The 13,816-nt window shown below is 62.8% G+C and carries 8 protein-coding genes, 2 tRNA genes and 1 riboswitch; of the genes, 6 read left to right on the forward strand and 4 right to left on the reverse strand.

Annotated elements, in window-relative coordinates; genetic code table 11:
- Nucleotides 1-84 precede the first annotated feature (84 nt).
- Nucleotides 85-1,647, forward strand: a complete 1,563-nt coding sequence (locus CLU88_RS08455) for an NAD(P)H-hydrate dehydratase (protein ID WP_099656210.1) — start codon at nucleotides 85-87, stop codon at nucleotides 1,645-1,647.
- 48 nt (nucleotides 1,648-1,695) lie between these two features.
- Here CLU88_RS08455 and rnr read toward each other — a convergent pair whose 3' ends face one another.
- Nucleotides 1,696-4,059, reverse strand: coding sequence for a ribonuclease R (gene rnr / locus CLU88_RS08460; RefSeq protein WP_099656211.1), 2,364 nt, complete (start codon nucleotides 4,057-4,059; stop codon nucleotides 1,696-1,698).
- A 19-nt stretch (nucleotides 4,060-4,078) separates the two neighbouring features.
- Here rnr and CLU88_RS08465 point away from each other — a divergent pair.
- Both CLU88_RS08465 and CLU88_RS08470 read left to right on the forward strand, forming a co-directional pair.
- Nucleotides 4,079-4,163, forward strand: a tRNA-Leu gene (locus CLU88_RS08465).
- Nucleotides 4,164-4,329: 166 nt separating this feature from the next.
- Nucleotides 4,330-4,414: transfer RNA gene (locus tag CLU88_RS08470), tRNA-Leu, on the forward strand.
- Nucleotides 4,415-4,618: 204 nt separating this feature from the next.
- On the opposite strand, the gene CLU88_RS08475 is transcribed toward CLU88_RS08470, so the two are convergent.
- Together CLU88_RS08475 and CLU88_RS08480 are read right to left on the reverse strand one after the other, a co-directional pair.
- On the reverse strand, nucleotides 4,619-5,068 hold the full coding sequence (locus CLU88_RS08475; protein ID WP_099656212.1) for a GNAT family acetyltransferase: 450 nt from the start codon (nucleotides 5,066-5,068) through the stop codon (nucleotides 4,619-4,621).
- Nucleotides 5,069-5,076: 8 nt separating this feature from the next.
- Nucleotides 5,077-7,818: a DUF349 domain-containing protein gene (locus CLU88_RS08480; protein ID WP_099656213.1), complete on the reverse strand. Its 2,742-nt coding sequence runs from the start codon at nucleotides 7,816-7,818 to the stop codon at nucleotides 5,077-5,079.
- Between the two features lie 988 nt (nucleotides 7,819-8,806).
- Here CLU88_RS08480 and CLU88_RS08485 point away from each other — a divergent pair.
- The 3 genes from CLU88_RS08485 (at nucleotide 8,807) to nrdR (ending at nucleotide 11,689) form a co-directional block, all read left to right on the forward strand.
- A complete protein-coding gene (locus CLU88_RS08485) occupies nucleotides 8,807-9,661 on the forward strand; it encodes a lytic transglycosylase domain-containing protein (RefSeq protein ID WP_099656214.1) in 855 nt (284 codons plus the stop codon).
- 117 nt (nucleotides 9,662-9,778) lie between these two features.
- Nucleotides 9,779-9,929, forward strand: a riboswitch (ZMP/ZTP riboswitch).
- 37 nt (nucleotides 9,930-9,966) lie between these two features.
- Nucleotides 9,967-11,211, forward strand: coding sequence for a serine hydroxymethyltransferase (gene glyA / locus CLU88_RS08490; RefSeq protein ID WP_099656215.1), 1,245 nt, complete (start codon nucleotides 9,967-9,969; stop codon nucleotides 11,209-11,211).
- Nucleotides 11,212-11,239: 28 nt separating this feature from the next.
- Nucleotides 11,240-11,689 (forward strand): transcriptional regulator NrdR, encoded by a 450-nt coding sequence (gene nrdR / locus CLU88_RS08495; RefSeq protein ID WP_044402746.1) that lies wholly within the window; start codon nucleotides 11,240-11,242, stop codon nucleotides 11,687-11,689.
- Nucleotides 11,690-11,992: 303 nt separating this feature from the next.
- On the opposite strand, the gene CLU88_RS08500 is transcribed toward nrdR, so the two are convergent.
- Complete coding sequence (locus CLU88_RS08500; RefSeq protein WP_099656216.1) at nucleotides 11,993-13,807, reverse strand: bifunctional UDP-sugar hydrolase/5'-nucleotidase; 1,815 nt, start codon at nucleotides 13,805-13,807, stop codon at nucleotides 11,993-11,995.
- Nucleotides 13,808-13,816: the final 9 nt, after the last annotated feature.

Here is a 13,816-nt window from a genome sequence, read left to right on the forward strand (position 1 = left end):
CTCTCACCCTCGCGAGATCGTCAACAGACCCCCAGCAGCGCAAAATCAAGGGATAAGCAGCCCTTTGCGCTGCGGGACCCTGCCATGCAACGCATCACGCCCGACCAAGCCCACCCGTTATTCGACACCGCCGCCACCCGCCGACAAGAACAGGCCATGGCGGCCGCACTCCCACCCCACACCCTGATGCAACGCGCCGGACGGGCCGTGGCCCGGCTGGCGCAGGCGATTGCCCCGCACGCACGCACCGTGTGGATTGCTTGCGGCCCGGGCAACAATGGCGGCGATGGGCTGGAGGCCGCCACCCATCTGGCACGCAGCGACCGCCAGGTCATCATCACTTGGCTGGGCTCGCCCGAGGCGCTGCCAGACGACGCGCGGAAGTCCTGGGAGAAAGCCCGAAACACCGCCCACATCACCTGGAGCGACACCCCACCCGAGCACCTGACGCCACAAGACCTGTGCATCGATGCCCTGCTGGGCATTGGCGTGCGCGCCTCCACCCCACCAACACCAGCCCCCAACACCGCAGGCAGCGTGCTCGCCCAATGGCTGGCACAACTGCACACCTGCACGGCCCCGGTGCTGGCAGTCGACGTGCCATCGGGGCTGGATGCCGACACCGGGCAATATGCCCACGGGCTAGAAGCCGCTGCCAGCGCAGGCCTCACGGGTGGCGCAGGGGCACGCTACACCCTCAGTCTGCTAACCCTGAAGCCGGGGCTGTTCACCGCCCACGGGCGAGACGCAGCAGGACAGGTGTGGCTGGACGACTTGAGCGCACCACCCCATCCGCACACACCGCACAGCCGCGCACAGGAAAACCAGGAGCCCCCCACCGCCTGGCTGGCAGGCCCACCCGCCAGAGCGCAGCGCCACCATGCCAGCCACAAAGGCAGCTATGGTGATGTCGCCATCGTGGGCGGCGAAGGGCTGGCCCAGCGCGGCATGGGCATGACAGGGGCCGCGCTGCTCGCCGCATCAGCAGCATTGCATGCAGGCGCTGGCAGGGTGCTAGTCAGCCTGCTGGACCCTGCGGAGACCACCGAGATCAGCACACAGCCTGAGCTGATGCTGCGCCGTTTTGAAGCCTTGGAGCTGGAGGCCCTCACCATAGTGTGCGGCTGTGGCGGCGGGCAAGCGGTGCGTGGCGTGCTGCCAGCCGTGCTGCAACGGGCAGGCACCTTGGTCTTGGACGCCGATGCCCTCAACGCCCTCGGCGCAGAGGGCAGCCTGCAACAGGTGCTCAAGGCGCGCGCCGCACGCCAGCACACCACCGTGCTGACCCCCCACCCGCTGGAAGCCGCACGCCTGCTGCACACCCACACCGCCCAGGTGCAAGCCCACCGGCTGACTGCAGCGCAGCAACTCGCCCGTCAATTTCAGTGTGTGGTGGTTCTCAAAGGCTCAGGCACCGTCATCGCCAACCCCCAGGGCACCCCCACCATCAACCCCACGGGCAATGCCCGCCTGGCAACGGCGGGCACCGGCGATGTCTTGGCGGGCATGATTGGTGCCTATCTGGCACAAGGCATGCCCCCCGAGCAGGCGGCCATGGCCGCCGTCTTTGTCCATGGGCAAGCAGCAGACCAGTGGCCAGAGCAAATGCCGTTGACTGCGGGAACACTAGCGCAACGCTTGGCCTAGCCGCCAAGTCCAACACGCCACCGGGGACGCCCCCCGGTGGCACTGTGCTCAACTGCGGCGCGCCTTACGGCCCTTGCCCTTGGCGGGCTTGCCACTGGCCACAGCCTGCTTGACCGAGGCCTTCAGTGACTGGATGGGGGAACGGTTGCCCCGGTCACGCGCGGACGGGGTCGCGTCCAAGGCCGATGCATCTGCCGCAGGCCTGCGGCCCTTGCCCGCCGCCCCTGCGGCAGAGCCTTTGCGCTCTGCCGCAGAGCGCCCTTTTTTACCGCCCGGTGCGGTGGCCGAATCACCGCCAACCCCCTTGTCCCTGAGCGCACGGCCGATCAGCTCTTCGTTCTCACGCACCAGACGGAAGTCAATCTTGCGCCCGTCCAGGTCCACACGGCTGACCTGCACCCGCACCCGCGTGCCAATGGCGTAACGGATGCCCGTGCGCTCACCGCGCAACTCCTGGCGCGCTTCATCGAACTTGAAGTACTCGCCCCCCAGCTCGGTGATGTGCACCAGCCCTTCGACATACATGGCGTCCAACGTCACAAAGATGCCGAAGCTGGTGGCCGCGCTGACCACGCCGCTGTACTCCTCGCCCAGATGCTCGCGCATGTACTTGCACTTGAGCCAAGCCTCCACATCACGGCTGGCCTCATCGGCGCGGCGCTCATTGGCACTGCAGTGCAGGCCCGCCGCCTCCCAGGCCTGGGTTTCACGGCTGGCAGGCTTGGCTTCTTTTCTTGGCTTGGTGCCCGGGGGCGCCACGCGCGCCGCCAGCCGCTTGGCCAGCTTGGCATGGGCCTCACCAGGGGTGGGCAAGGCGGGCAACTTGTACTGCGTCTTGCTCAAAATGGCTTTGATGACGCGGTGCACCAGCAAGTCGGGGTAGCGGCGAATCGGGCTGGTGAAATGCGTGTAAGCCTCAAACGCCAAACCAAAGTGCCCACTGTTGATGGGCGTGTAGATCGCCTGCTGCATGGAGCGCAGCAGCATGGTGTGGATCTGCTGCGCATCCGGGCGGTCTTTGGTCGCCTCGGCAATCGCCTGAAACTCCGAAGGCTTGGGGTTGTCGCTGATCGACATCCCCACCGCCATGGCCTTGAGGTAGCCCCGCAGAATTTCTTGCTTTTCAGGGGTTGGGCCCTCGTGCACCCGGAACAATCCGGGCTGCCCACCCTGTGCGATGAAGTCGGCACTGCAAACGTTGGCAGCCAGCATGGCTTCTTCAATCAGCTTGTGGGCATCGTTGCGGGTGCGGGGGACGATTTTTTCGATGCGTCCGTTTTCATCGCACACGATTTGCGTTTCAGTGGTCTCAAAGTCCACAGCCCCGCGTTCACGGCGCGCCACCAGCAGGGCGCGGTACACATCGTGAAGGTTCAGCAAATCCTTCACCCGGTCCTTGCGCTTGCTGGCCTCAGGACCACGGGTGTTGGCCAAAATCGCGGCCACTTCGGTGTAGGTGAAGCGGGCGTGGCTGAACATCACTGCCGGGTAGAACTGGTAGGCATGGACCTCGCCCTTGGCGGTCACCAGCATGTCGCATACCATGCACAGCCGCTCGACCTCGGGGTTCAAAGAGCACAGGCCATTGCTGAGCTTTTCAGGCAGCATGGGAATCACGCGGCGCGGAAAGTAAACGCTGGTGGCTCGGTCGTAGGCGTCAATGTCGATGTCACTGCCGGTTTCGACGTAGTGGCTCACATCGGCAATCGCCACCAGCAGGCGCCAGCCTTTACTGCGCCCCACCTTGGCGGGCTCGCAATACACGGCATCGTCAAAGTCGCGCGCGTCTTCTCCGTCAATGGTGACCAAAGGCACATCGGTCAAATCCACCCGGCGCTTCTTGTCCAACGCCCGAACCTTGTCTGGCAGCGCCTTGGCCTGCGCCAGACAGTCCGCAGAAAACTCATGCGGAACACCGTACTTGCGCACCGCAATCTCAATCTCCATCCCTGGGTCATCGACCTCGCCCAGCACTTCCACAATGCGGCCTACAGGTTGCCCGAACAAAGCAGGCGGCTCGGTCAGTTCCACCACCACCACTTGCCCCGGATTGGCAGCGCCAGTGGCCCCCTTGGGGATCAGGACATCCTGCCCATAGCGCTTGTCTTCAGGGGCCACCAGCCATACGCCGCTTTCCTGCAACAAACGGCCAATGATGGGCTGAAAAGGACGCTCAATGATCTCAACGACCCGCCCCTCAGGGCGACCGCGGCGGTCCTGGCGAACGATGCGCACACGCACACGGTCCTTGTGCAACACAGCCCGCATCTCGTTGGGAGGGATGAAGATATCGCCATCCCCGTCGTCGCGGATGACAAACCCATGCCCATCTCGGTGCCCCTGAATGCTGCCTTCGATTTCGTCAGACAGGTGTGCAGGCGCTGCGCCGGGGGTGTTTTTTTTGATATACAATCTAAATCTTTCCTGAAATGCCCAGGTGGCGGAATTGGTAGACGCACTAGTTTCAGGTACTAGCGAGTAACATCGTGGAGGTTCGAGTCCTCTCCTGGGCACCAAGTTTAACGACAACCGATGACGGTTTTCTAAATAAAAAAGCCACTGCCTCTGCGGTGGCTTTTTTTATGGATGGCAAACGGACTGCACAAGCCATTCTTCAAAAAAATCAAGACAACTTATAAAAACAGGAAAAACCTGTTCTATAATTCAAATCTTTCCTGAAATGCCCAGGTGGCGGAATTGGTAGACGCACTAGTTTCAGGTACTAGCGAGTAACATCGTGGAGGTTCGAGTCCTCTCCTGGGCACCAAATCATTAAAAAGCCGTTGCACATGCAACGGCTTTTTTGTTTTGCGCTAACCCTTTTTGGCAAAGTACCTCGCCGCAGCCCATTGGCCTCCACGCATGCCAAATGCGTTACAGACCTCGCCGAAACTCAGGAGAGAAAGAAGGATGGTTCAGGGTCGACACTGGAGCAAGATCACGCTGACACACCAGAGCACCCAATCCGCACTCAATGGTCAGGGATCAATCGCTTGCCAAGGCAAAAAGCCTCATCCCGCGCGTAACCCAGCGCGTCATAAAAGCCAAGCACCTGCACATTGCTGGTCCGCACCAGCACATTGACCTTGGGGCAGCCTAGCGCCAGCAGACGCTGCTCCACTTCCTGCATCAGCCGACGACCCAAAGCCGCCCGCTGATGCCCTGGCGCGACAGCAAGGTAGTACACCGATCCACGGTGACCGTCGTACCCCGCCATGGCAGATCCGACCAACACCTCCACACCCGCCGCATCAGCCTGCGTGGCCACCAAAAAAAGTCCGGGCTGAAAGCTTCGTTTACGCTCGATATCCTTGTACGGATCATTCCAGGGGCGCACCAGCCCGCAGGCATGCCAAAGCGCCACCACCTCCGACTCGTCAGTCGAGTCGAAGGTGCGGATGCACAGCGCAGCAGCGGGCATGAGCAGAGTTACTTGCGCAGCAATGCCTTCAGCACATTTTGCAAACGCCGTGCACCGGCGGCGTCGCTGGCACTGGCCAACACCTGGGCTGCATCAGCGCCCCAGGTTTGGTCTGGCGCTGGATCGTTGCGGCGCGTGAGCAATTGCAGTTGCAGCATGCGGCGAGCGGCAATGTGCTCTGCCGGAGTGGGCACTTCCGCAGCCATTTCCAAGCGCAACAGCGCCTGGGCCGCATCACCCTTGGGCGCTGCAGACAAAGCCTGCGTCCAGGCAGAGCGAACGGCTGGCGTGACACGCCCGCCCAGATCCTGAGCGCTGGGCACCTGCGCCGCATCGCGCTTTTCCCAGGCCGACAGCAACTGGGTCAGGGCTTCGCCATGGGCCTGTGCCGCCAACTTTTTCAGCGCTTGCTGGGCATGCTCCATGGCATCGCGCTGGGCTCGGAAAGCAGCGTCCCCCAGACGAGGGCCACGGTCTTCGCGCTCTGCACGGTCGCCAAAGCGGCCTGGACGGTCATTGCGATCACCGAAACGCCCCTCCGTGCGAGGACCACGATTGGCATCGCGGTCACCAGGGCGCGCATCGCGGCGATCACCTGGGCGTGCTCCACGACCGGGGGCGGCCGGGGCTTCTTTTTTCATACCGGGTCGATCATCACCACGCACAGCCACCACTGGACGGGCCACTGGCTTGGGCGCTGCAACAGGCGCAGGGGTCGCCACGTCCTCAGAAGTTTCTGAAGAAGTCTCAACCGCTCCTTCTTTAGGAGCATCTTGCGCTGATTCAACGGGCGCTGGCGCCTGATTTGACTCATCTTTTTGCGCCGTCTCCACGGCTTGGGCAGCTTGCGCTTGTCCACGCAAAGCAGCCTCCAGGGCCTGCATGGCAGAGCGAATCTGCTGTGCGTCACCCGTGGCGTTAGCAGCCTCCAGCGCCTTGGAGGCATCCACCACCACACGGTCTCTGGCACTCAACTCAGTCACTGCGCGCTCACGGTCTGCAGACTTGCGATTGAACGCCTCATCAATCGGCTTACGGAAAGCATCCCACAGCTTTTGTTCGTGCTTGCGGTCCAGAGGCACAGACTGTGCCTCGCCTTGCCAGCGCTGCTGCAGCGCCTTGACCGCATCAATGCGCAACATAGGCGCGGCGCCCAAGGCCGTAGCCTCTTCAATCATGGCATGGCGCCGGGCCAGACTTTCCTTCTGGGCTGCCTCAAACGGCGCGGCAGCGGCGGCAATGGCCTGCTTCCACAACGGCTGCAACTCGGCAAACAGCTTTTCACCGATATGACCGCTTTCGCGCCAACGGTCGCCAAACTGGTACAGCGCACGATGGATGCCCTTCCAATCGCCAGACGCTGCATGCTCCTGGGCCCAGGCCTTGACCTCTTCGATCAAAGCCAGGCGCTGGGCCTTGTGCTCAGCAGCCTCCGCCCGGATCTTGTCCAGCCATGCTTCCACCACTTTGTGGGCTGCATTGCAGGCCTCGTCAAACTTCTTCCACAGCCCGTGGTTGGGTGCGCCACCCTGGTCGGCTTGCTTCCATTGCTCACGCAGCTGGCGCAGGGTCTCCTGCATCTTGCGCCCACCCAAGGCCTGGCCTTCAGGGCGATTGAGCAGCGCTTCGGCCTTGGCAACCAACTCTTCACGCACCTGATCGGCACTCCAACGCTGCCAGCCTTCCAGCTCACCAGCAGCCACCAAGGCAGCATGCACCTGCTGCTCCAACGCGGCATCCAGGTGCTTGCCATGGACCTTCAGCACGGCACGCAAAGCGGCAGCCGCACCCGCGCTGGCCTTGCCGTGGCCTTCGGCAGTTTCCTTTTCCAGCACGACCAGCGCTTCGCGTACGGCCTGCACCGCCTTGTCGCGCACCTCGGGGGCCACCTTGGGCTTGGCCGGACGGGCCGCCTTGGCCGCTGCGGCAGCCGCCTCAGAGGGCAGGCCCCGCGCCACACGCAACTCATCAGCCCACACAGGCACAGGCGGCAGTGGGGCATTGGCATCCTCAGCCGCCGCAACCGCTTGGGCCAGCGCAGGCTGAAATGCCTCCCACACCACCAGCAGCTGGGACTTGGAAGCATCCAACAGCGGGGGAAAGCGGGCTTCCACACTGGCCCAGCTGGCATCGCCCGCCAGACCAAGGGCTTGCTCTTGCCAACGGGCGACATCCGCCCCCAGCAATTCCAAGGCGGCCTGCGCATCACGCCAAGATTTGGTCGATAGCACTTCAATGCGCTGCGCGAGCAGTACGGCCGCTTCGCGCTGCACCTGAACACGGTGCTGCAGGTCTTCAATCACCTTGACGCGGTCGGCAATTTGCACCTTGAGCACAGACAGGGGCTCACGCGACAGAGGCGCACCTGCCTTGGCCGCATCCCGCTGCCAGGCCAAAGCGTCAGCGATGTTGAGCTTGGAGGCCGCCAGCAGTGCCTGGGCTTTCTCGGCCCACTCGGCCGCGATCGCTTCTTGCCCCTTGGCCCGGCGAATCTCATCCAGACGCTCGCGCACCGCGCGGGCCGCGCCCTTGTCCCGGCCACTCAGCTCCTTGAACACCTCTTGCAGTTGCTCAGGCGCCGGCTGCGTGGTGAGCCAATCGCGGATACGCGAAGCGCGCTCACCAGAGGTCGCTGCTGAAAAAGCACCACCAGTCAGTGCGTCCAGCGGGTGCAACTCTTGGGTTTTGGCCGGGGCCGGATTCACTTCAGGGGCTTCAGACATTTTGCTGCGGGAAAAAAAAGGAAACATGGATCAATCAAAAACGAATGGGGCCTGGAGGCCAACACCCCTAACCAGACCAGCCATGGCACCGGCCTTACAGACAGGCCATGGCAAAAGAAACTATTGTCACAGACAGGCCAACCGACCTGCGTGGGGATGATGCCCGGGCATCCGCCCGATCAACATGACATGGCACAAACACCCCCTGCCCATGCACAGCAACCCTGCTGGCCAGTGACCAGGGTCTAGGGCAACCCCAAGGGCAACAGCGCCCATTATCTATATATATGCAAAGGCACCGATTGACAGCCCCTGGAGCCGAGGAAAAACCCAAGGGGTGTCAACCACACCAAGCGCCAGCCCACAAACAAGAAAGCCCGATGAACACGGCCATGTGGCTTGCTCACCGGGCTTGACGGCTGACACAACGGTCTTTGCCATCGCTTCGCAACGCGGAGGTTCACGTCCCCGCTGCGAGGGGGCAATGGATTGCCCCCATGGGGTGCCATGAAAGCCTCGTCTGCTGCACCTAGGCACTGAATGCGGTTGGAGGGAGATTTGGCTTCGTCCGGCGATGCCTGATCTTTCAGGCGCCTCCACGTTAACAAACTACGCCAACCGCTTCAAACAGCAATTTCAATCACCACAAATCAATTGATTGAAAAAATCTTTCAAACAACACCCTCTCCTCGACAAACCGAGGCCACAAAGCACTTCTTCCGTCAAAAATATGGATGCAATCACAGTATTTTTATAATTTTTATGTCTTAAAACAATTTTTGATAGTATTGACCATGAATTAAGTACCCTCCTAGAATCCGCCAGCCTTCAAAACCAAGGCTGGTAAAAACCCCAACCCGCTGCCGAACCCGGCTAAGTCAACTCTGCCAGCGTCGCAACCTGCGATCGCACCGACACAGAGTTTGATGGCGTACCAATCCAAGCGGACACCCGCAACCGCACTGCCAACACCGGCAGGCGCCCCGTGCGGAATCCGCCTCAGAAAGGAAGAGCTATGACAGCGTCAGGAAAAATAGTCTCCGGCGTACGAACCTTCGTTGCCGATGTGACCAACGGTTTTCTTGAGATCACCCACAACAGCTTTGCCCTCATCGGCTTGGCCGTTGCCTTTGTGGCCATCACTTTGACGGCCCGACCCGACCTGCGCCAAGCCGGCGAGGAGCAGCTCATGGGCTGGCTTCAGGCCCGGCAGGTCGCAGCCATTGGCATGCCCGTTGAGCCCGAGGCCAGCGAGCGCGCCACGGCCAGCAACCCCAAAGACCTGCCCAAAGAGCAGGCTGCGGTAGCCTTCTGGCTCAGCAAAAAATACAAGGTGGCAGCGGAGCCCCTGAGCGCGCTTGTGGCAGAAGCCTACGAAATCGGCGGGCGTACCAAGCTGGACCCCACGCTCATCCTCGCCATCATGGCGATTGAGTCCAACTTCAACCCCTTTGCGCAAAGCGCGGTGGGTGCGCAGGGCCTCATGCAAGTGATGACCACGGTGCACACCGAGAAGTACCAGAATTTTGGCGGTCACTTTGCCGCGTTTGATCCCGTCTCCAACCTCCGGGTTGGCGTCAAAGTGCTGCAGGAATGCATTGCACGTGCAGGCTCGATCGAAGGCGGGCTGCGCTACTACGTGGGCGCAGCCAACCTGCCAGACGACGGCGGCTACACCGCCAAGGTGATGGCCGAACATGCCCGCCTGAAGCAAGTGGCCAGCGGCCGCTCGGTGCCACTGAACGCACCAACGATGCTGTCAACCCAGGCGCCAGCGACACCAGCCCAGGCAACCCCCGCCACCTCGCGCAACACGCCTTCCGCAGCAGGGAACGACAGCAAGGTCGCGCTGCTCACGACCGGGCTCTGACAGCCCTGGTCAGGGGGCCACCAAGGCACCGCCATGGCCCGCAGCGGGAGCACATTGCTTCGCACAGCCCCACAGCAAAGTCAGGCAAAGTGGCAGTCCCCAGACCTCAGCTACACTACGCGGGTACGCAACTGGCGATAGGCGCAAGGCCCTCACGGGTGTTGCCGCTGACGTGGAAACCAGCAAGAACCTGCTTCTTGTGAACCACTGGGGAGCGTGCCGCAAGGTCCCAAGACTTTGCGTTCCGCCGTTCGCCTGGGCAGCCCTTGTTTCAAGGGACACAAGTTCATAGGACTGCCAACACCATGTACGACCGCAATATTCTTGTCGAACAAACCGATCCCGAGCTGTTTGCCGCCATCCAGGCTGAAAACGCCCGCCAAGAGCACCACATCGAGCTGATCGCCAGCGAGAACTACGCCTCCCCCGCCGTGATGTGGGCGCAAGGCACCCAGCTCACCAACAAGTACGCCGAAGGCTACCCAGGCAAGCGCTACTACGGTGGCTGCGAGCATGTGGATGTGGCCGAGCAACTGGCCATTGACCGCGTCAAGAAGATCTTCGGCGCCGACGCCGCCAACGTGCAGCCCCACTGCGGCGCATCTGCCAACGAAGCCGTGTTCCTGGCCTTCTTGAAGCCCGGCGACACCATCATGGGCATGAGCCTGGCCGAAGGCGGCCACCTGACACACGGCATGCCGCTGAACATGTCGGGCAAGTGGTTCAACGTGGTCAGCTACGGCCTGGACAAGAACGAAGCCATTGACTACGACGCAATGGAAGCCAAGGCCCGCGAACACAAGCCCAAGCTCATCGTGGCCGGTGCATCCGCCTACAGCCTGCACATCGACTTTGCCCGCTTCGCCAAGATCGCCAAGGAAATCGGCGCGATCTTCATGGTGGACATGGCCCACTACGCGGGCCTGATCGCTGCGGGCGTGTACCCCAACCCCGTGCCCCACGCTGATGTGGTCACATCCACCACCCACAAGAGCCTGCGCGGCCCCCGTGGCGGCATCATCCTGATGAAGGCCGAGCACGAGAAGGCCATCAACAGCGCCATCTTCCCTGGCCTGCAAGGCGGCCCGCTGATGCACGTGATCGCAGCCAAGGCCGTGGCCTTCAAGGAAGCAATGCAGCCCGAGTTCAAGGCCTACCAGGAACAAGTGGCCAAGAACGCCAAGGTCGTGGCCGAGACGCTGACCGCACGCGGCCTGCGCATTGTGTCGGGCGGCACACAAAGCCACGTGATGCTGGTCGACCTGCGCGCCAAGGGCATCACCGGCAAGGAAGCCGAGGCCGTGCTGGGCGCCGCCCACATGACCATCAACAAGAACGCGATCCCCAACGACCCTGAAAAGCCGATGGTGACCAGCGGCGTGCGCATTGGCACCCCTGCTATGACCACACGCGGCTTCAAGGAAGAAGAAGCCCGCATCACCGCGAACCTGATCGCCGACGTGCTGGACAACCCACGCGATGAAGCCAACATCGCCGCCGTGCGCGCCAAGGTCAACGCCCTGACCGCACGCTTCCCTGTCTACCGCTAAGCCGTCAAGCCGTTAGCGACCAGCGACCATGAAATGCCCCTTCTGCAGCCACCTGGAAACGCAAGTCGTTGAAACACGGGTGTCTGAAGACGGGGTGTTCATTCGCCGTCGCCGCCAGTGCGGCGCGTGCGACAAGCGCTTTACCACCTACGAACGGCCGGAAGTGAACTTCCCAGCCATCGTCAAAAAAGACGGCCGCCGCATCGAGTACGAGCGCGGCAAGCTGCTCGCCTCCTTCAACCTGGCGTTGCGCAAGCGCCCGGTGAGCACCGAGCAGATCGACAGCGCCATTGAGCGCATTGAAGAAAAGCTGCTGAACCTGGGCCAGCGCGAAGTGAACTCGGGCCGCATCGGCGAGTTGGTGATGCGCGAGCTCAAGAAGCTCGACAAGGTCGCCTACATCCGCTTTGCGAGCGTGTACCGCAGCTTTGAAGACATTGATGAGTTCCGGGCACTCGTAGACGAAGTACGCAAGTAAGTCACTGCACCTCGCATTGGCGACCCAGGGCAAAGCTGCCGCAGACTGCACTCCAGTCAGTCCACTTCTTCGGTAGCCCAGCGCCCGACCGCTACCAAATTTATAGCTGCCAGCGCTTTAACGAAAAGCGCTAGAGGCCTATTTGGCTTAAACCTCCAGCAAAAGCCCCAGCGCGCTTGCCGCCTGATGTGCGGTGCGAGGCAACGATCCCACAGGCATCCATCCCAGGCGGCGGGCTCACCCCGCAGTGGGCCGGGTCCGTAGACCTGGTAGCCACCTCGCAGGGCGAAGCCCCTCAACCCATCAGCGCACCACCCGCTGAATGCGATCGGTGGCAGGCGGCACCACCGGGTTCTGCGCCCGCACATAGGCCTCCAGGGCATCCAGGTCCTGATCCCCCCCCAGGGTGTCACGCCCCTCAGAAAATACGGTGAACCCATCGCCCCCACTGGCCAGAAAGCTGCTGATGGCCACGCGCACCTGGGCGCCCTCTTCCAGCGGCTTGCCGTGCAAAGTCATGTGGCTGATGCGAGCCCCCGCAGGTTGCGAAAGGTCGTACCGGTAGCCAAAGCCTTCAGACACCGACAGCACCCGGGGTGCCTCTGGCCGGCTGGTGCCGCCGCTGAACTGCTGCTCCAGCACCGCGCGAATCTGAGCCCCGGTGTAGGTGCGCACCATGATGTTGTTGCCAAAGGGCTGCACGCTGAACAGCTGCCCATAGCTCAAGCGGCCCTGGGCATCAGGCACCAGGTCGGCACGCAGGCCGCCGGGGTTCATGAACGACAGCTGGGCGCCGCCCTTGTCGGGCGCCTGGGTCGCGGCCAGCTGCGCGTCGGCAATCAGGTTGCCCAGCGCGCTTTCCTGGGATGCGGCACGCGCCCGCAGCACCGGGGCGCTGGCCCGCCCCACAGGCCGCTGGGCCAGCGGCTCGGCCGCAGTGCGGTAGCGGGCCACCAGTTGGTGCACGAAGGGGTCTGCAGTGAAGGCTGGCACGGCCGGGTTCAGCGGCACCAGCCCCTGGCTGCCGGTAAAGGCCTCGCCTTGCACGATGTGGTTGTGTGCCGTCTTGCGCACGACGCGGCGGGTGCTCAGGTCCACCTGCAAAGCCACCTCGGTCACCAACGAGCCATATTGCCCCGCACTGGTCAGCAAAAATGGCCGTGAGGGGTTTACCCGGCCGTAGTCGCACACGTAGGCCTGGTGGGTGTGGCCCGACACCACCACATCCACCGCAGGGTCCAGCCGCTCCAGGATGGGCACGATGTCGCCGTTGATGCCCGAGCAGCTCTGCTCCAGCACCTTGGCGTTGGTATAGCCGCCTTCATGGATGGCCACCACAATCACATCGGCGCCTTGGGCACGCAGCTGGGGAATCAGCGCATTGGCGGTGCTCGCCTCGTCTTCAAAGCGCAGGCCCTTCACCCCCGAGGGGCTGACCATGGTGGGCGTGGCCTTGAGGGTCATACCGATGAAGCCCACGGTCACGGTCACCCCGCCTTGGGTAAAGCGCTTGATACCCGTGGCAGGCAGCAGCGGCTGCCCGTCTTCACGCAGGGTGTTGGCGGCCAGAAAGCCAAAACGCGCACCCTCAAAGGGCTTGCTGATCTGGCAAGGCTCGCGCACCGTGAACTTCTCGCAGCCGCCCCGCTGCAGGCGCAGCAGTTCCTGCCAGCCCCGGTCAAACTCATGGTTGCCCACGGCAGAAAAGTCGATCTGCATGTGGTTCACCACTTCGATGGTGGGCTCGTCCAGAAACAAGGCCGAGACCAAGGGAGAGGCCCCCACCATGTCCCCGGCCGTGATCACGGCGTGGTGCGGGTTGCGCGACTTGAGCTGGGCGATGGCACTGGCCAGGTAGGCCGCTCCACCGGCAGGCACGCGTTCGACGCCAGCGGCACCACGGATGGGCACTGCGATGTGCGGTGGCTCCAGGTTGCCATGCAGGTCATTGAATGCGATCAGCCCGATGTCCATCGTGGCGGCGCCGGGGGCTACCGCGCTGGGCTGCGTCGCCGGGCCCGCTTCAGGGCCATGGGCACAGCCCACCAATGCGGCCGCAGCCAGCACGCAGGCCGCAGCACCCACCCATCGCACTTTGCCCGTTTGAATCTGATTCATGTCATCTCT

Origin of the sequence: Acidovorax sp. 56 (assembly GCF_002749705.1) — a bacterium.
Classification (GTDB): domain Bacteria; phylum Pseudomonadota; class Gammaproteobacteria; order Burkholderiales; family Burkholderiaceae_C; genus Acidovorax.

What these genes read in the sequence shown, in the direction of transcription:
- CLU88_RS08485 (WP_099656214.1), top strand. Translation starts at nt 8,807, where the DNA reads ATGACAGCGTCAGGAAAAATAGTCTCCGGCGTACGAACCTTCGTTGCC.
- nrdR (WP_044402746.1), top strand. Translation starts at nt 11,240, where the DNA reads ATGAAATGCCCCTTCTGCAGCCACCTGGAAACGCAAGTCGTTGAAACA.
- CLU88_RS08455 (WP_099656210.1), top strand. Translation starts at nt 85, where the DNA reads ATGCAACGCATCACGCCCGACCAAGCCCACCCGTTATTCGACACCGCC.
- glyA (WP_099656215.1), top strand. Translation starts at nt 9,967, where the DNA reads ATGTACGACCGCAATATTCTTGTCGAACAAACCGATCCCGAGCTGTTT.
- CLU88_RS08475 (WP_099656212.1), bottom strand. Translation starts at nt 5,068, where the DNA reads ATGCCCGCTGCTGCGCTGTGCATCCGCACCTTCGACTCGACTGACGAG.
- CLU88_RS08500 (WP_099656216.1), bottom strand. Translation starts at nt 13,807, where the DNA reads ATGAATCAGATTCAAACGGGCAAAGTGCGATGGGTGGGTGCTGCGGCC.
- CLU88_RS08480 (WP_099656213.1), bottom strand. Translation starts at nt 7,818, where the DNA reads ATGTTTCCTTTTTTTTCCCGCAGCAAAATGTCTGAAGCCCCTGAAGTG.